The organism is Brevibacterium sp. UCMA 11752, assembly GCF_021532235.1.
In the GTDB taxonomy this organism is placed as follows: Bacteria; Actinomycetota; Actinomycetes; order Actinomycetales; family Brevibacteriaceae; genus Brevibacterium; species Brevibacterium antiquum.
The window spans coordinates 260,374-277,033 of sequence record NZ_JACBOS010000003.1 but is presented as its reverse complement, the minus strand read 5'-3'; the positions used below and the strand labels follow the sequence as shown (position 1 = coordinate 277,033).

The 16,660-nt window shown below is 64.5% G+C and carries 15 protein-coding genes; 8 read left to right on the top strand and 7 right to left on the bottom strand.

The genetic code is table 11. The features are described from left to right. Window positions 1-38 precede the first annotated feature (38 nt). Entirely contained in the window at window positions 39-533 is a 495-nt protein-coding gene (locus tag HU144_RS01285; protein ID WP_235349780.1) for a hypothetical protein, read from the bottom strand. Between the two features lie 103 nt (window positions 534-636). Here HU144_RS01285 and HU144_RS01280 point away from each other — a divergent pair, with 103 nt between their 5' ends. Together HU144_RS01280 and HU144_RS01275 are read left to right on the top strand one after the other, a co-directional pair. Beyond that, the gene (locus tag HU144_RS01280; RefSeq protein WP_235349779.1) at window positions 637-2,511 is read left to right on the top strand and encodes an amidohydrolase; all 1,875 of its coding nucleotides are present in this window, start codon (window positions 637-639) and stop codon (window positions 2,509-2,511) included. Between the two features lie 127 nt (window positions 2,512-2,638). Then, a complete protein-coding gene (locus HU144_RS01275) occupies window positions 2,639-3,952 on the top strand; it encodes an acyltransferase family protein (RefSeq protein WP_235349778.1) in 1,314 nt (437 codons plus the stop codon). A 135-nt stretch (window positions 3,953-4,087) separates the two neighbouring features. On the opposite strand, the gene fabG is transcribed toward HU144_RS01275, so the two are convergent. The 3 genes from fabG to HU144_RS01260 form a co-directional block, all read right to left on the bottom strand. After that, window positions 4,088-4,888 carry a 3-oxoacyl-ACP reductase FabG gene (fabG, locus tag HU144_RS01270; protein ID WP_235349777.1) on the bottom strand — a complete coding sequence of 267 codons (801 nt, stop codon included), beginning with the start codon at window positions 4,886-4,888 and terminating at the stop codon, window positions 4,088-4,090. An 81-nt stretch (window positions 4,889-4,969) separates the two neighbouring features. Beyond that, window positions 4,970-6,133 carry an acyl-CoA dehydrogenase family protein gene (locus tag HU144_RS01265; protein ID WP_235349776.1) on the bottom strand — a complete coding sequence of 388 codons (1,164 nt, stop codon included), beginning with the start codon at window positions 6,131-6,133 and terminating at the stop codon, window positions 4,970-4,972. A 101-nt stretch (window positions 6,134-6,234) separates the two neighbouring features. Then, the gene (locus tag HU144_RS01260; protein WP_235349775.1) at window positions 6,235-7,485 is read right to left on the bottom strand and encodes a CaiB/BaiF CoA transferase family protein; all 1,251 of its coding nucleotides are present in this window, start codon (window positions 7,483-7,485) and stop codon (window positions 6,235-6,237) included. A gap of 186 nt (window positions 7,486-7,671) precedes the next feature. On the opposite strand from HU144_RS01260, the gene HU144_RS01255 reads away from it, so the two are divergent. Next, complete coding sequence (locus HU144_RS01255; RefSeq protein ID WP_235349774.1) at window positions 7,672-8,571, top strand: LysR substrate-binding domain-containing protein; 900 nt, start codon at window positions 7,672-7,674, stop codon at window positions 8,569-8,571. Between the two features lie 28 nt (window positions 8,572-8,599). Here HU144_RS01255 and HU144_RS01250 read toward each other — a convergent pair whose 3' ends face one another. Then, a complete protein-coding gene (locus HU144_RS01250; RefSeq protein WP_235349773.1) occupies window positions 8,600-9,421 on the bottom strand; it encodes a phosphotransferase family protein in 822 nt (273 codons plus the stop codon). Then, window positions 9,414-9,911 carry a DUF1990 domain-containing protein gene (locus HU144_RS01245; protein WP_235349772.1) on the bottom strand — a complete coding sequence of 166 codons (498 nt, stop codon included), beginning with the start codon at window positions 9,909-9,911 and terminating at the stop codon, window positions 9,414-9,416. Before HU144_RS01245 ends, HU144_RS01250 begins: the two co-directional genes overlap by 8 nt. Window positions 9,912-10,073: 162 nt before the next feature. Between HU144_RS01245 and HU144_RS01240 the strand changes: the two genes are divergently transcribed. Beyond that, window positions 10,074-10,868, top strand: a complete 795-nt coding sequence (locus HU144_RS01240) for an SDR family oxidoreductase (RefSeq protein ID WP_235349771.1) — start codon at window positions 10,074-10,076, stop codon at window positions 10,866-10,868. A 135-nt stretch (window positions 10,869-11,003) separates the two neighbouring features. On the opposite strand, the gene HU144_RS01235 is transcribed toward HU144_RS01240, so the two are convergent. Further along, window positions 11,004-11,606 carry a TetR/AcrR family transcriptional regulator gene (locus HU144_RS01235; RefSeq protein WP_235349770.1) on the bottom strand — a complete coding sequence of 201 codons (603 nt, stop codon included), beginning with the start codon at window positions 11,604-11,606 and terminating at the stop codon, window positions 11,004-11,006. A 203-nt stretch (window positions 11,607-11,809) separates the two neighbouring features. Here HU144_RS01235 and HU144_RS01230 point away from each other — a divergent pair, with 203 nt between their 5' ends. Genes HU144_RS01230 through HU144_RS01215 form a run of 4 tightly spaced genes read left to right on the top strand, consistent with a single transcriptional unit; the run spans window position 11,810 to window position 16,657 of the window. Continuing rightward, window positions 11,810-13,543: a class I adenylate-forming enzyme family protein gene (locus HU144_RS01230; RefSeq protein WP_235349769.1), complete on the top strand. Its 1,734-nt coding sequence runs from the start codon at window positions 11,810-11,812 to the stop codon at window positions 13,541-13,543. Window positions 13,544-13,557: 14 nt separating this feature from the next. Continuing rightward, window positions 13,558-14,337 carry an SDR family oxidoreductase gene (locus tag HU144_RS01225; RefSeq protein WP_235349768.1) on the top strand — a complete coding sequence of 260 codons (780 nt, stop codon included), beginning with the start codon at window positions 13,558-13,560 and terminating at the stop codon, window positions 14,335-14,337. Further along, window positions 14,334-15,575 (top strand): acyl-CoA dehydrogenase family protein, encoded by a 1,242-nt coding sequence (locus HU144_RS01220; protein WP_235349767.1) that lies wholly within the window; start codon window positions 14,334-14,336, stop codon window positions 15,573-15,575. The genes HU144_RS01225 and HU144_RS01220 overlap by 4 nt, the downstream gene beginning before the upstream one ends. Continuing rightward, window positions 15,572-16,657: a phosphotransferase family protein gene (locus HU144_RS01215; RefSeq protein WP_235349766.1), complete on the top strand. Its 1,086-nt coding sequence runs from the start codon at window positions 15,572-15,574 to the stop codon at window positions 16,655-16,657. The genes HU144_RS01220 and HU144_RS01215 overlap by 4 nt, the downstream gene beginning before the upstream one ends. The last annotated feature ends 3 nt before the right edge of the window (window positions 16,658-16,660 follow it).

Sequence of the window (16,660 nt, the reverse complement as noted above, 5' to 3'; positions counted from 1 at the left end):
GCCTCAGCCGCACGCGGTGAGCGCCACCTCCGCCGAGGTCAGCTCCGCGGGCCGTCCTTGACGGCAGGTCGGATCGTGACCCAGCGGCGGGCCGCGACGATGAGCATGGTGATGAGTCCGACGATGAGCAGACCGTCGGCGGCGATGTAGAACAGGTGCAGGCTCGACCCGCCGTCATCGACACCGGCGAGCACAGCATCGGTGCGTTTGTTGAGCAGGGGTCGGATCACGGCGACCTTGGCGATGAGGACGACCGTCACCGCACATGTCAGCTGCCGGTACCGGGCACCGACGGCCGACTTGAACACCGACCACAGCAGGATCACGGCGATGACGATCTCGACCCAGTTCATGGCGGTGAAGACCAGACGGCCGATGCCCAGCCCCAGCGGGATCGTGATGCCCGGCGCGGTGAACTTCAGCGGCGCCTCGATGAGGGAGATGCCGATGATGAGACCGAGCCAGATGGCAGGAAGAACGATGCGAGCACCCGCGGCGAGACGGGTGTCCTGAGAACTGAAGACAGTGGCCATGCCTCGGATTCTACTCCCGGTAGAAGAGCCGCGGTATCGGCGCGCAGAAACCACCTCGCGCCCCAGCCCGGAACGCGTGCACTTGCGCTCTAGACTGGTGCTCATGCGTCTGTTCTCCAATGCCGTCGTGCGAAGTTTTGCACCTGCCGCCCCTGATGCCACCTCGGCGGTGGCACCCGACTCGATCCTCGTCGAGGGGGAGACGATCGTGGCCGTGGGCACCAGAGCCGAACTGCTCGACATCGCAGCCTCCGAGTCTTCGACGACGGCAGCGCTCGCCTCGGCGGGTGGAATCGGAGCCACCACGGTGATTCCGGGCCTCGAAATCGAGGAGATCGACTGCGCCGGCCAGGTCATCCTGCCCGGCCTCGTCGACGCGCACATGCACTCGGTCCACTACGCAGACTCCCTGACCGACCTCGATCTCTCCGATGTCCGATCCTTGACTGAGGCGGTCGACGCCATCCGTGAACGCGCCAGCCAGATGCCGTTCGGCGAATGGGTCGTCGGTTCCGGGTGGGATATCAACAAGTGGGATGACCCGCGCTACCCCGATCGCGAACTCCTCGACCAGGCCGTGCCCGACCATCCGGTGGCGATGTGGTCAGTCGATCTCCACACCCTCTGGACGAATGCCCACGGCCTGGAGATCGCCGGCATCGATGATCTCACCGCGGACCCGTTCGGCGGAGAATTCGTGCGCGATGACGAGGGCTCGCTGACCGGGCTGGTCCGTGAGGATGCCACCGACCTGGTGGCCAGATTCATTCCCGAACCCTCCCGCGCAGAACAGGTCGAGCGACTCGATCGCACCCAGAAGCTGTTCCTCTCCCAAGGGCTGACCGGGATCCACGACTTCGACTCCATCGCCTCGACGCTGGGGTGGTACGACCTGCGCGAAGCCGACCGACAGCACATCCGTGTCACGAAGTACCTGCGCTCACCGGAGGTGCCCTGGGCCATCGAGACCGGATGGCACACAGGCGACGGCGATGACTGGCTGCGCCGAGGTGGCCTGAAGCTGTTCTCCGATGGAGCCCTGGGCTCGCACACCTGTCACATGTCCTCACCGTTTCCCGAGCCGCACGCTCACGCAGAGACTGTGACCCCCGACGAGGTGGGAGACGAGGCGGGCGCCGAGCAGGAGTTCTACACCTACCCCGGCACCGTGCCCGAGGACGCCTTGAGCAGTGCGCCGGAGGACGCCAACTACGGGATCGCCCAGATGTCAGAAGACGACCTGTTCGAGAACGCACGCTGGGCCACCGAGGCCGGTATCTCTGTTGCCATCCATGCCATCGGCGACCAGGCCAACCACCATGTGCTCAACGTCTTCGAACGTCTGCGCCAGACCACGAAGGAGGCGCAGGAACGCTTCGAACGCCCACTGCGCCACCGGGTCGAGCACGCCCAATTCATCCAGCCCGCCGACGTCGCCCGGTTCGCCGAACTCGACGTCATCGCCTCCATGCAGCCCCGTCACTGCATCTCTGACCTGCACCTGCTTCACCTCATCGACGAATCTGCGCAACTTGCCGCCTACGCCTGGCCCGACCTGGTGACCGCCGGGGCACACGTGGCGTTCGGCTCCGATGGGCCGGTGGAGCCCGCGAATCCCTTCGCAGCGATCTATGCGGCGATGACCAGGGCGAACATCTCCGGAGACGCGGCCACGAGCTTCCAGCCTCGACGGCGGCTCTCCGCCGCCGAGGCAATTCGGCAGCACACTCAGGGCCCGGCCTATGCGGCAGGACTCGAAGATCGCCGAGGTTATCTGGCCCCGGGCATGGACGCCGACTTCATCGTCGTCGACTCCGATCCGTGTGTGGCAGAGGGGCTGAATCCCAACGCAGCCGACTCCGACGACGGCCTGCTCGGCTACGAATCCGAAGAGGCGCTCTTCGCCCACGCCGAGGCGATCCGTGACACCACAGTCGCGCTGACCGTGGTCGGCGGCCAGGTGAAATACCAAGCCTGACCGGCACCACCGCTCGCCCGCGGCTCAACCACCGCCTCCATGCTGCGGCCGTCCTGCTGCGGCCAGCCTGCCACCGCCGTCCGGCCACTTACCTGAAGTCCCATCCTGCCGAAAAGGATCCTCACATATGCCTCGCTCGTTCATGGCTCAGGCGCGGAAGATCGATGCCGCCACCCCTGACTCCCGCAACCGAGAAGTCGACTTCCTCCGCGCGGCGGCGATCACCGTCGTCGTGCTGGGACATTGGACGATCATCGCGGTGAGCTCCACCGGAGGCATCGAGCCGCACGGCCTGCTTGACGAGGCTCGCTGGACGCACCCGCTGACCTGGGTGTTCCAGGTGATGCCGATCTTCTTCCTCGTCGGCGGCTATTCCAACGCTCTGTCCTGGCGTTCGGCGAGACGGAAGCACATCGGCTACGCCGAATGGCTGCGCGCTCGCCTGCGTCGCCTGGGACTGCCCCTCATTCCACTGCTGCTCGTCTGGCTGCTCACCTGCATCATTGCGTTGAGCTTCGGCGCCGAACCTGCCGCGGTGCAGCTGGCATCGCAGATGGCTCTGGTGCCCACCTGGTTCCTCGCCGCCTACCTGCTGGTCGCGATCGTCGCTCCGCCCTGTTTGGTGCTGTGGGAGAAATGGGGCTGGTGGTCGATCGTCCTCGGAATCGCCGCGGCAGGGATCATCGACGTCATCAGCATCACCACCGGGAGCATCCTGGCCGGCTACCCCAACTACCTGCTCGTGTGGGCCAGCTTCCACCAGTTCGGCTACGCGTGGCTCGACAGCAGACTCGCCAGTCTGAAGCGCTGTCTGCTGCTCTTCGCCATCGGCGCTATCGGGCTCGGACTCCTCGTCGGATTCGGCCCGTACCCGGTCTCGATGATCACCGCCGGCACCGATGCGATCTCCAACTCGGCCCCGACCCGGGTGACCATGGCCTTCCTCGGAATGGCCCAGGCAGGAATCGTGCTCATGCTTCAGCGACCGCTGGCGGCGCTGCTGCGTAGCCCAGGACTGTGGATGCTCACCGTCCTTGTGAACCAGCGGATCATGACCTGGTTCCTGTGGCATCTCACCGCTCTGACGACGCTGGCCCATGTGCTCCTCGCACTCGATGCCGAGGCGCTGCTGCCCACCCCGCTGACCGGTGTGTGGTGGCTGACCCGTCCTCTGTGGTGCCTGGCGCTGCTCGCGATCACCGGCATCCTCGTAGTGATCTTCGGCCGGTTCGAATCTGCGCAGCCCGACGATCGCCCTGCCCCTCGGGTGTGGATGCCGATCCTCGCCGCAGCAGCGATCTGTGCGGGACTGGCGATCATGGCCGATGTGGGCATGGTCAACGCATCCGGGGTGACCTGGATCTGGCCGCTGCTGCCGCTGGTGGGCATGATCGTCTTCGGCGTCGTCAGACTTCCCCGCAGGCGCTCCTACCGAGACTGAGCACGCAAATTATCGCCGAGACTGACCACGTAGATCCTCGCCGAGGCTGACCCCGGAATGCGAAGAGCCGACGTCCCCGCGGGGACGTCGGCTCACCTCGGCGAGGGCCGAATGCTGACGGGGTCTGAACAGTGATCAGATGTGGCGCCCGCCGGAGATCTCGGTGACCGTGCCGGTGAGGTAGCTGGACAGGCCAGATGCCAGGAACAGCACCACCGAGGCAACCTCTTCGGGCTCTCCGGGGCGGCCCAGCGGGATCTCGGCGAGCTTCGAATCGATCGCGTGCTGGGGCATGGCCGCGGTCATAGCGGTGTTGATGAAGCCGGGCTGGATCGCATTGATGCGGATGCCCTTGAACGCGACCTCCTTGGCCACGGCCTTGGTCATGCCGACGATGCCGGCCTTCGCCGCCGAGTAGTTCGACTGTCCGAGCATGCCGACCTTGCCGCTGATGGACGAGACATTGACGATGGCGCCGCCGCGGTCCTGTTCGCGCATGACACCGGTGGCGACCTTGAGCCCGTTCCAGGTCCCGCGCAGGTGGACGGAGATGACGTCGTCGAACTCCTTCTCCGTCATTTTGCGGATCGTCGCGTCACGGGTGATGCCGGCGTTGTTGACCCAGATGTCGACGCCACCGAAGGTCGTCGTGGCCGCCTCGGCGAGTTTTTCGGTGTTCTCCAGGGAAGCCACATTGCACACGACCCCGGCAGCAGAGTCGACACCGCCGAGTTCAGTGACGGCTGCCTGCAGGCTCTCCTCGTTCATGTCGCCGAGGACGACCTTTGCTCCGGAGTTGACGAGGCTGCGGGCCATCGCCAGGCCCAGTCCCTGGGCGCCGCCGGTGATGACGGCGACCTTGCCGGTGAGCAGGCCGGGGATCTCTGAGATGCCCTGAGCGGTGGACGCGGAGGTGGTCGTGTGCGTATCGGTCATAGGGTCCTTCTTTCTCTGTATGCGGTTGAGCAGCGGCTGCGCGGTGTTCGACTGGGGTGCGGTGTTCGGCTGGTGCGTCGTTTACAGGTTGAACTGTGGTTTGTGGGCGCCCTTGAGCAGTTGTCGGGCGACGACGACGCGCTGGACTTCCGAGGTGCCCTCATAGATGCGGAAGAGACGAGCGTGCCGGTAGAAGCGTTCGACCGCGGATTCGCGCATATAGCCCGTTCCACCCTGGATCTGGACACCCTTATCGGCGATGCGGCCCAGTGCTTCGGAGGCGAAGAGCTTCGCAGAACTGGGGCCAAGCTTCCGATCCTCCTCGGCATCCCAACGTTTCGCAGCCGCGAGCACCAGGGCCTTGGCGGCGGCCACCTCGGTATAGATATCGGCGAGCATCGCCTGGACCAGCTGGAACCGAGCGATGGGCTCTCCGCCCTGTTTCGCCTCGGCGGCGTAGGTCACGGACTCATCGAGAATGCGCGTGGCCTGGCCCACGCAGATCGCGGCGATGTGCAGACGGCCCTTGTTCAGTGAGGCCATCGCGGCGTAGAAGCCCTTCTCCTCCTCTCCGCCGATGAGGTTGGCGGCGGGAATTCGGACGTCGTCGAAGAAGATCTCCGAGGTCCAGGCTCCTGCCTGCCCCATCTTGTTGTCATGAGTTCCGACGGTGACGCCGGCAGTTTTCGTCGGGACGAGGAAGACCGAGATGCCCTTCGAGCCCTTTGCGTTCGGGTCGGTGCGGGCGAAGACCATGAGGACATCGGAGGACTCGGCGTTGGTGATGAAGCGCTTGCTGCCGTTGATGACGTAATCCTCGCCCTCGCGCACGGCTCTGGTGCGCATGCCCGAGGGGTCGGAGCCGGCTTCGGATTCGGTCAGGGCGAACGAGGCGACGACATCGCCGGAGCTCAGTTTCGGCAGCCACTGACTCTTCTGTTCGTCCGTGCCGTAGTTGACGAGAACCTGACCGGCGATTCCATTGTTCGTGCCGAACACGGAACGAAACGCCGGAGTGGTGTAGCCGAGTTCCATGGCCAGCTGGGCATCCTGCTCGGCATTCATGCCCAGCCCGCCGTACTCCTCGGGCAGGGCCCATCCGAAGAGACCCATTTCAGCGGATTCCTTGATGATCGTCTCCGGGATGGCGTCGTCGGCTTCGATGTCGAGTTCGATGGGGACGACCTTCTCGCGGACGAATTCGCGGACGATGGACAGAACGTCATCGAGTTCCGAAGCATCCATTCTTCGTTCTCCTTATGTGGTGAGGCGGTGCGGTGAGGTTGATGTGGTCGCCGAGGTGGTGGCTGATTCCCTCGCCGAGGTGGGGCTTTCGTTGTTGACGGTCAGAAGCTGTCGAGCCAGGCGCGGACCTGATCGGAGTCGGCCCCGAGTTCGGGTGGCGCGAGATCGTAGGAGACCTCGGACTTCGCCAGACGGATCGGATTGCGGATCGTGGGAATGATGCGCTCGCCGTGGCCGGTGTCCATGATCGGCTCGAGGCCGAGGTCTTTCGCGCGTTCGACTCCCTGGGAGATCGAGTTGATCGGGGCGCAGGGCAGGCCGACGGCGGTGAGCTTGTCGAACCATTCCTGAGCCGTGTGGGCTTGGAGTGCTTCGAGCAGTTCCGGCTCGAGCTCGTCACGGTGGGCATTGCGGGTCTTGGCCTTGGCGAAGCGTTCATCTTCAGCCCAGTCCGGTCGTCCCAGGGCCGTGGCGAGGGCCGCGAACTGGCCGTCGTTGGCTGCAGCAACGATGAGTTCGCCGTCCTTTGTCGCCATCGGCTGATACGGGTAGAGGCTGGGGTGGGCGTTGCCCATGCGCGTCGGTGTCACACCTGCGGCGGCATAGGCTCCGGACTGGTTCGCCAGGCCCGACATCGCCGAGGACATGAGGTTGGTTTCGACCAGCTGCCCCTCGCCGGTGAGATTCTTGTGCTGGATTGCGGCCATGATCCCGATCGTCGTGTGCAGACCGGTGATGACGTCGAAGACCGCGACGCCGGCACGATAGGGGGAGCCGTCGGGACTGCCGGTGACGCTCATGAATCCGGACATGGCCTGCACCAGCAGGTCGTACCCGGGCAGCGGATTGTGGGCGCCGAAGCCGGTGACCGAGGCATAGATGACCTCGGCGTTGGTGTCCTTGACCGAGTCGTAGTCGAGGCCGAACTTCTTCAAGCCTCCCGGTTTGAAGTTCTCGACGACGATGTCGGCTCTGGCGGCAAGCTTCTGGGCGACCTTCAGATCATCGGCATCGGAGAAGTCGAGGACGATGTCGAACTTGTTCCGATTGATCGACAGATAGTAGGTGGCGTCCTCATCGCGAACCGGGGGACTCCAGTTCCTGGTGTCGTCGCCGTTGGGGCCCTCGACCTTGATGACCGTGGCGCCGAGGTCCGCGAGCATCATCGTGGAGTAGGGGCCGGCGAGGACTCGGGAGAAGTCGACGACGACCTGGCCGGACAGCGGACCGTTGCCAGCGCGAGGCAAGAAGTCGTCGATGGTGTGCCTCTGATCGGCCGCGCTGTCGGCGGGGGCCTGCGGTTCCTGACCGTGATCCGCTGCTGCCTGGGTCGCGGCTGTCTCGCCATTCATCGATGAACGCTCCCGGTGGTTCTGCTCGGCTCTGAAGTTCTTCAAAGTGTTTCACCCCACAATATAGCAAAGTGAGTCATAATGAGAAGTGATTGTTATCGCAAATGATAATTAAGTAGGCAGCGTGGCAACAGTTGCAGTGACTGGTGCAGCCGACGTGGACGTAGGGGAACAGGGGAGCCAGACATGATGGAGATTCAGCAGGTGCGTGCCTTTCTCGCCGTCGCCGAGGAACTGCACTTCGGCCGGGCCGCCGAGCGCCTGGGTGTGCTTCAGCCCCCGCTGAGCCGCACGATCAGGGCTCTCGAGGACGACCTCGGCGTCACCCTGTTCCAACGCACCACCCGGAATGTGAAGCTCTCGCCCGCAGGTGAGGCGCTGGTTGAGCCGGCGCGGAAGATGATCGAATTCCAGAGCCTCGCTCTCGACTCCGTGCAGCGAGCGGCAACGGGGGAGACCGGACGCATCAGCTTCGGTTTCGCCCGGTCCTCCTCGCGGACCTTAGCCGCCAGCCTGGTGACGGCCTCGCGGAGACAGAATCCCGGAATCGTCTTCAGCCTCGAATCCAATGTCTTCGCCGAGGAGGGCCTGGCCCGACTTGTCGACGGAACCCTTGACCTCGCGCTGGTGAGATGGGGCAAGCAGCCACCGGAAGTGACAGGGCGACCGGTAATGGTCGAGCGTCTGTGCGCGGCCCTGCCCGAGGGTCATCGACTGGCTGGCCACTCGGCCCTCCGCGTCGAGGACCTTGCCGACGAAGACTTCATCACCCTGCCGGAACACCCCAGCTCGACCCTGCGAGAGAACACGATGCGACTGTGCCGCGACGCCGGCTTCTCGCCTCGTTTGGTCCAGGCTGCCCCGGACTCGCAGACGATCGGGGCCCTCGTCGCCTCGGGCCTGGGCATCTCGATCACCTTCGACTCGGTTTCGGCGAATACGCGTGAGGCCGGCACGGTTGCCGTGCCCCTCGACATTCCGCAGGACCCCTCAACGCTGTACCTGGCGCACCGGACCGAGCATGGCAAGACCGCCCTGGCTGCGGTGCTCGCCCTCGCCGAGGAGGTCCTGCCGAGCGTGGGGTGAGCGACTCCGGACGTGCTCGCCCCGCCGATTACAACTTCGCGTTCCAGGCATCGAGGCGCTCGCGCAGCAACTCGGCAGTGATGTCGGTCCGTCCGATCCCGAGATAGTTCGGCAGCCAGGTCTCGACGCGGTCGTGTGCTCGAGCTGCGGCTTGCACATCCCAAGCGTTGATATCGCTGATCGGGCGGCCCAGGAGTCGTTCGTACTCGGCAAGAAAGAGTTCAGCGGCCTCGGGGGAGCCGAGGAGGACGAGATCTTGTCGGCACCAGGCGACGTCGACACCGCGTGGGCCGCATTTGGCGCCTGACCAGTCGACCACTCCGATGAGGCGCTCGCCCTCCCAGAGTGCATTTCCGCACCAGAAATCTGAGTGGGTGAGCACGGCCTCGTTCATGTCCAGGCGGTCCCATTCCCGTTGGGCTCGCTTGATGATCGGAGCATGCCCACGAGGAGGTTCTGCTGGAGTCGGTCGCAGTCCGGTGCCATCGATTTCGTGAATGTGCACGAGGGCAGCCGCCATTTCCGTGGCCATCGTCATCGGCGAGAGGTCAGGAAGCGGCGTACTGCCGGCAATGCGTGAGGTGACGATGACGGGATTGTCGAGTTCGGTGCTGGCCGCGACCAGATGAGGGACCCAGACGCCAAGTGCGGATAGTCTCTCTAAGATTTCGGCTTCCCGGACCGCCGCATCGTGGTGTGCCGGAAAGGCTCGAACCACAAGTTCGCTCTCACCGTCTGTAGTGAGGATGGTGGTCGCGTGCTGACCGCCGGTGAACTCTTCAAGGAAAGTCAGCTCTCGCCCCAGCAGTGATGAGGCCGATCTCATCGCGCGCAGTTGGGCTTCAGTCATGATCGCTACGCGGCCGCGGGGCGAGCATCCGTTTCAGCCCAGCGGCGTATCGCCGGGCCATCATTCGCTGCGCTGCAACGGACATCGGCGCGGCGGCTTTCAACAGCCGGTGCCCGGGAACGGATTCCGAAGTGATGGAGACGCCGAGGCGACCGTCCGAACCGACGGAGACGAGGAACGTCTGCTCACCCGACTCCAGATGCCCGGGCAGGGTGCGGTAGATGAAGCCGGCCCGGGCCTTCTCATCGATGACCTCGAGAACGATGCATGATCCCACCGGCAGCACCAGATCCCGGCCGCGCCACCGCCTCGGCGCCGAGGGCCAGACTGGATTGAGCCACAGGTCGATGACCTGGCCAGGATGCACGCGGCGCGAAGGGCGAGCGATGACTCCGGCCGATTCCTGCAGCGTCCAGGTGAGGATCGCTTCGCGTGCGCGGGGCAGCAGGTGGGCCTCGCCGAGGTCGAGATGATGCTCCAGATGGTTCACTCCTCCATTGTCTCCTCATCCGCGGGTGCGACCTTCCCCGAGCCCGCCCCGCTCTCCTTGTCTTCGGCCGCAGTCGTGCATACGATGTGATCGGGTCACTGAACGAACGCTCGCTTCACCGCGAGGGCCGCTCGCCGTCTACAGGAACATTGGAGTTCACCTATGTCAGATCGCACCGAAACCTCTCCCCAGTCAGGCCGCCGATTCACCGGCCAGGTCGCCCTCGTCACCGGCGCCAGCCGTGGAATCGGACTCGGCATCGCCCAGCGGCTGCAGGCCGAAGGGGCGACGGTCATCCTCACCGCCCGCAAGCCCGAGGCCCTCGCCGAGGCGGTCGCGCAGTTCCCAGAAGGCACTGCCCTGGCCATCGCGGGGAAGTCTGATGACCCGGCGCACCGGGCGGAGGTCTACGACACGATCGCCGAGAAGTTCGGTCGACTCGACGTGCTCGTCACGAACGTGGGCATCAACCCGGTCTACGGACCGCTCATCGACCTCGATCTCGATGCTGCTCGTAAGATCCTCGACGTCAACGTCCTCGGCACACTTGCCTGGGTCCAGGGCGCCGTCCACCACGAGAAGCTGGGCTTCCGCGAGAACAAGGGCCGGGTCGTGAGCATCTCCTCGGTGGCCGGTCAGGTGCCCAGCCCCGGAATCTCCTTCTACGGCATCTCAAAGGCCGCAGTCTCGCACCTGACGAAGTCGCTGGCAGTCGAACTCGGACCCGACATCCGTGTCAACGCTGTCGCTCCTGCCGTGGTGAAGACGAACTTCGCCACCGCGCTCTACGAAGGCAGGGAAGAGGAAGTCGCCTCCAGCTACCCCGCCAAACGGCTCGGCACTCCCGAGGACATCGCCGCTGCAGTGGCCTACCTGGCTTCTTCCGACGCGGAATGGATCACCGCGCAGGTGCTCACCGCCGACGGAGGAGTCATCACCGCTGGCGGAAAGGCCTGAGCCTTCCCCTCGGCAAAGGGGTGCGGCCACTCTGGCTGAACTGTTCTTCAAGTGGTGGTCGTCCGAACACGGTTCGGGCGGCCACCTCTTTACGCTAAGTGCCGCTGTTTCGCAGCAGGCGAGCTGCCGGTCTGACTAGTTGCCGACGGGCTGTCCTGCTGCGTGACGGCAGATCTTTCCATAGCGCTCGGCCACTCCGGCGGGATCGAGCTCGCCGCCGGGGCGGTACCACTGGGACACACCGGTGCAGATCGTGGTGATGGCGCGGGAAGCGTCCCGCGGGAATTCCGTCGCGAAGCTGCCGTCGGAGACGCATTCGGCGACCACCTCGTCGAGAAGCTTCTGCTGCCGGTCACGTGCGGCAATATGGGCGTCCCGCGATTCGCCCTGCAGGCTGCGGATCTCGCTGAACGCGATGAAGGCGATGTCTGACTGCTGGGCGTGGAAGAGCAGGAGGCATTCGATGAGTCGCTCGAACCGGGGGAGGGGCTCCTGTGGCCCGTCGGACAGGGCCTCAACGCTGCGCGACCACAGATCTGTCATCGCCAGCCGGTCGATCTCTGCCAGGATCGCCTGTTTCGATTGATAGTGGTGGTAGAGGCCGGGAACGGAGAGGCCTGCCGCATGAGCGAGCTGGCGAATGCTGGTTCCGTGAAATCCGCCGAGAACGAAGTTCTCCAGCGCCGCCTGCAGGATCGGAGAAAGCAACGGCGTCTGATAGTTTCTCCAACTGCCCACGAAAATTCCTTGTCTCAAGCGAACGGTGATGACTGCTTCCAGTCCTAATCTACGGGTACTCAGGGGCTGAGTGCCCACGCTCCCACTGCGAAGCGCAGTCGACCCCTTGTGCCTTTCGGTTCCTGTGACTTAGGATACAGGCAATACCGAGCGAGCGCTCGGTCGGTCCAGCCGAAAGCCCCCAGACCAGGAATGGATGTTCGATGACGAATGAACGCCTGAACGCCGCAGATACGGCCCCCGCCTCGTCGCACGTGTGGACACAGCTCTACCCTGCGGGTGTCGGCCTCGACCCGGATATCCGCGAGGAATCAGTGGCTCATGCCTGGAACGCCCGCGTCTACAGTAGCCCTGGGCAGACTGCCATCGTCTATCAGCACCGCAGCTTCACCACCGCGGACATCGATGGGGATGCTGAAGCCCTCGCGGCTGGTTTCCTCGCCCGAGGCTTCGGGAAATCCACGATCATCGGCATCTATCTGCAGAACGTTCCGCAGTTCGCGGTGGCGTTGCTGGCCGCGTGGAAGCTGGGTATCGTCCCGCTCGTCCTCAACCCCATGTACCGGGGGCGAGAGCTGCGGGCGCTCATCGATGATTCCCAGGCCGCAGCGGTCATCTGCGACGAAGGTGATCTCGAATCCCTCGTGCGGACTGTGGCCGACAGCTCCGTGGGCTGGGTGCTCACCACCACCGATGACGAGTACTCACCGGAGCACACCGAGCCGGCGGCGGCCTCTAAGCCCACTCCTTCAGCACAGACGCCTGCAGGCAGCACGGACGTCGACATCGACTCATGGCCGGCGTTCCTCGATGCGCACCAGACAGGCGCGACCAGACACGAGGAGCTGCTGCCCGGTCTCGATGACCCTGCCCTGCTCACCTACACCTCCGGCACCACGGGACCGGCGAAGGGATCGGTGGCCACTCACCGAAATGTGATGAGCGTGGCCATGGGTTACGGGCAGTGGCTCGGGCTGGGCGAGCGTGACGTGATGCTCGCCGTCGCACCGCTCTTCCACATCACGGGAGCAGTTGCCTGCGCCGCCACCTCACTGGCCTTCCCGATCACCCTTGCATTCACCGGTCGCGTCGATGCCGACAAGATCGTCACGGCCATTCGGGATTATGGAGTCACGGTGACCATAGGCTCGATCACCGTCTACAACGCTCTGCTCGAACACTCCACAGCCACCTCGGCGGACTTCGCCAGCATTCGCTTCCTCTACTCCGGCGGTGCACCTGTGCCGCCGGCCACGGTCGATCGGTTCCGGAAGAAGTTCGGACTCTATATCCACAACATCTACGGAATGACCGAAACCGCCTCGGCGGTCATCGGAGTCCCACCGAACACCGAGGCTCCCGTGGACCCGGCCACCGACACCCTGGCCATCGGAGTGCCCTTTCCCGGTCTGGAAGCCCGCGTCGTCGGCATCGCCGATCAGCAGGTCGTGACCGATGGCAGTGCCGGTGAACTCGAACTGCGCGGACCGCAGATCACTCCCGGCTACCTTAACAAGCCCGAGGCAAATGAGACCGCCTTCGACGAGGGGTGGTTTCGCACCGGCGATGTCGCCGTCATCGACGACGCCGGATGGATCTACCTGGTCGATCGAATCAAGGACCAGATCAACGCGTCTGGCTACAAGGTGTGGCCGCGAGAGGTCGAGGACGTCCTCTATGAACATCCTGCCGTGCTCGAGGCCGCTGTGGTCGGCGAGCCCGACGAGTACCGAGGTGAAACGGTCGTCGCCTTCGTGTCGCTGCGCATGGGCGAGACCACCACGGGTGACGATCTCATCGCCTTCACGAAGGAACGGCTCGCGGCATACAAATATCCGCGGACCGTTCACATCATCGGCGACCTGCCCAAGACACACACCGGAAAGATCCAACGCAGACTGCTGCGCGGCCAAGGCGCGCCGGGGAACAGACCATGACGACAGGAGAGCACATGACTGAGCCAAGTATCGGCCGTCGCTTCGAAGGCCAGGTTGCTCTGGTGACCGGAGCCAGCCGTGGCATCGGACTCGGGATCGCCAAGCGGCTCCAAGCCGAAGGCGCAAAGGTGGTGATCACCGCGCGTAAGCCTGAGGCCCTCGCCGAGGTGGTCGCGACCTTCCCGGAGGGCACCGCAGTCGGCATCGCCGGAAAGTCCGACGACGCCGCCCATCGTGCGGAAGTCTTCGACACCATCGCCTCCACGTACGGCCGGCTCGACGTTCTGGTCACGAACGTCGGAATCAACCCCGTCTACGGGCAGATGATCGACCTCGATCTCGACGCGGCCCGCAAGGTCCTCGACGTCAACGTCCTGGGCACCCTCGCCTGGATCCAGAACGCCGTCCATTACGAAAGGCTGGGATTCCGAGAGAACAAGGCGCGGATCGTCAGCGTATCCTCCGTCGCCGGTGAGGTGCCCAGCCCCGGCATCGGACTCTACGGAATCTCCAAAGCCGCCGTCTCCCACCTGACCAGAACCCTGGCAGTCGAACTCGGGCCAGACATTCGCGTCAATGCCGTAGCGCCGGCCGTGGTCAAGACGAACTTCGCCACCGCCCTCTACGAAGGCAAGGAGCAGGAAGTCGCCGACGCCTACCCGCTCAAACGCCTCGGCGCCCCAGACGACATCGCAGCCGCGGTGGCCTATCTCGCCTCATCCGATGCCGATTGGATCACTGCACAGGTACTCACCGCCGACGGCGGACTCATCACCGCAGGAGGAACAGCATGACCGCATTGCCCACTGAAGTCGAGGAGCTGCGGCTCCGGACCAGGACCTTCATTCGTGAGGTCGTCATTCCGGCCGAGCCTCGGCCCGGGGTCTACCTCGACGAAGAGGTGCGTCTGGAGCTGCAGGCCAAGGCGAAGGCCGCCGGTGTCTTCGCGCCTCATGTGGCCAAGGAATGGGGCGGACAGGGCGTACCGATCGAGCACTGGTCGCCGATCTTCCAAGAGGCTGGTTACTCGCCGATCGGGCCCGCCGTCCTCAACTGCATGGCTCCCGACGAAGGCAATATGCACATGCTCGGACTCATCGCCACCGACGAGCAGAAACAGCGCTACCTGGCACCGTTGGCCGCCGGCGATGTCCGATCGTCCTTCGCGATGACCGAACCGCATCCCGGTACCGGATCGGACCCGGCTGCCTTGGCCACCTCGGCGGTCAAGGATGGCGAGGACTGGGTCATCAACGGTGATAAGCGCTTCATCTCCGGGGCGGAACTCTCGAGTTTCTTCATCGTCATGGCCGCCACGGATTCGAGTGCGTCCCAGGGGGAGGGAGCTTCGGGAAGAGGGCAGTCGGCGACGATGTTCCTCGTCGACCGAGACACCCCCGGCATCGAGGTGGGCCGGTCGATCCACACCGTCGACCGGACCATCGCCGGCGGTCACCCCTACGTCCACTTCACCGACGTGCGCGTACCCGAATCCGCAGTTCTCGGCGCGCCCGGACAGGGATTCGCCTACGCCCAGGTCCGTCTGGCACCGGCTCGACTCACGCACTGCATGCGGTGGTTGGGTCTGGCCCGCCGAGCCCTCGACACCGCGCTCGACCGGTGTGAGAACCGCGAGGTGTTCGGCGACATTCTGGCCCGACAGGGACTGGCCCAAGAGCTGATCGCCCAGTCGGTCATCGACATCGAAACCGCTGACGCCATGATCACAAAGACCGGGCTCGTCCTCGAAGGAGATCAGAAGCAGGCAGGCTCTCTGTCCTCGATCGCCAAGGTCTACTGTTCGGAAGCCGTCTATCGGGTCATCGACCGAGCCGTGCAGCTGTGCGGAGGCGACGGGGTTTCAGATGAACTTCCGCTCATCCAGTACCTCAATGAAGTCCGGCCCTTCCGCATCTACGACGGCGCCACCGAGACGCACAAGTTTGCGATCTCACGCCGCGCCTCGTCGAAGCGTCGGAAGGAAGTCGCCGCAGGCGAGCCACGTCGCGATGTCGTTGGTGGTACCCCTTGAGTGCAACTCTCGTCGATGTCGTCGACACCTTCGCTGAAGCCGCCGAACTCCCGGCACCGCCATTGCTCGTCACCGAGCCGCTCACGGAGTACTTCGACGCCTGCGGGATCGGCAGCGGCCGGCTGCAGTGGTCGAGGATCGGAGAGGGACAGTCGAATGTCACCTACCGGATTCGCCGAGGTGACGCTGATGTTGTCCTGCGACGTGGCCCCAGGCCGCCGATTCCGAAATCGACCCATGACATGGTGCGCGAGGCGAAGATTCAGATCGCGCTCGGTGCCCAGGGGGTCGATGTTCCACGGATCCTGCAGGTCTGTGAGGACGAGTCGGTTCTCGGAGTCCCGTTCTACATCATGGATTTCGTCGACGGCCTCGTCGTCACCGATGCACTCCCGGCGATCCTCGATGAGCGGACCGACAGGCAGAGGTTCAGTGAGATCCTCGTCGATCAGTTGGCGTCTCTGCACAGCGTGGACGTGACCGTCCCCGACGTGGCGGCTCTCGGACGTCCGGACGGATACCTCAAGCGACAGGTGGCTCTGTTCTCCTCGCTGTGGGACCAGAACACGACACGCTCCCTGCCCGAAGTCGCCCGCATCGGTCAATGGCTGGAGGACAACCGACCGGAGACGCAGCGCCACTCGGTGGTCCACGGTGACTACCGGGCCGGCAACGCGATGATCAAGCCGGACCGGCCGATCGAAGTGGCCGCGATCCTCGACTGGGAGATGTCGACGCTGGGCGATCCTTTGGCGGACTTGGGGTACTTCACCGCGACCTACGCAGATCCCAAGTATCCGCAGACCATCATGGATCTCACGCCTGTGACCAGTCAGGACGGTTTCCTCGATCGCGCGCAGATGATGCAGAGGTACCAAGAACACACGGGCCTCGACCTCTCCGCGCTGCCCTGGTATCAGACCTTGGCGCTGTGGAAGGCAGCGATTTTCAGTGAAGCGATCTATACACGTTGGCTCTCGGGCGAAGCTCCGGCCGCTGGCGACTTCACCGGTTCACTCAAACAGGGTGTTCCACTGCTCCTCGAGTCCGCCTCGGCGATCTCGAAGAACCTTGAAAGGTAGAGA

Bases quoted from the DNA above. Each gene is read 5' to 3' on its own strand.
- HU144_RS01285 (WP_235349780.1), bottom strand. From the start codon at position 533: ATGGCCACTGTCTTCAGTTCTCAGGACACCCGTCTCGCCGCGGGTGCT.
- HU144_RS01280 (WP_235349779.1), top strand. From the start codon at position 637: ATGCGTCTGTTCTCCAATGCCGTCGTGCGAAGTTTTGCACCTGCCGCC.
- HU144_RS01275 (WP_235349778.1), top strand. From the start codon at position 2,639: ATGCCTCGCTCGTTCATGGCTCAGGCGCGGAAGATCGATGCCGCCACC.
- fabG (WP_235349777.1), bottom strand. From the start codon at position 4,888: ATGACCGATACGCACACGACCACCTCCGCGTCCACCGCTCAGGGCATC.
- HU144_RS01265 (WP_235349776.1), bottom strand. From the start codon at position 6,133: ATGGATGCTTCGGAACTCGATGACGTTCTGTCCATCGTCCGCGAATTC.
- HU144_RS01260 (WP_235349775.1), bottom strand. From the start codon at position 7,485: ATGAATGGCGAGACAGCCGCGACCCAGGCAGCAGCGGATCACGGTCAG.
- HU144_RS01255 (WP_235349774.1), top strand. From the start codon at position 7,672: ATGATGGAGATTCAGCAGGTGCGTGCCTTTCTCGCCGTCGCCGAGGAA.
- HU144_RS01250 (WP_235349773.1), bottom strand. From the start codon at position 9,421: ATGACTGAAGCCCAACTGCGCGCGATGAGATCGGCCTCATCACTGCTG.
- HU144_RS01240 (WP_235349771.1), top strand. From the start codon at position 10,074: ATGTCAGATCGCACCGAAACCTCTCCCCAGTCAGGCCGCCGATTCACC.
- HU144_RS01230 (WP_235349769.1), top strand. From the start codon at position 11,810: ATGACGAATGAACGCCTGAACGCCGCAGATACGGCCCCCGCCTCGTCG.
- HU144_RS01225 (WP_235349768.1), top strand. From the start codon at position 13,558: ATGACTGAGCCAAGTATCGGCCGTCGCTTCGAAGGCCAGGTTGCTCTG.
- HU144_RS01220 (WP_235349767.1), top strand. From the start codon at position 14,334: ATGACCGCATTGCCCACTGAAGTCGAGGAGCTGCGGCTCCGGACCAGG.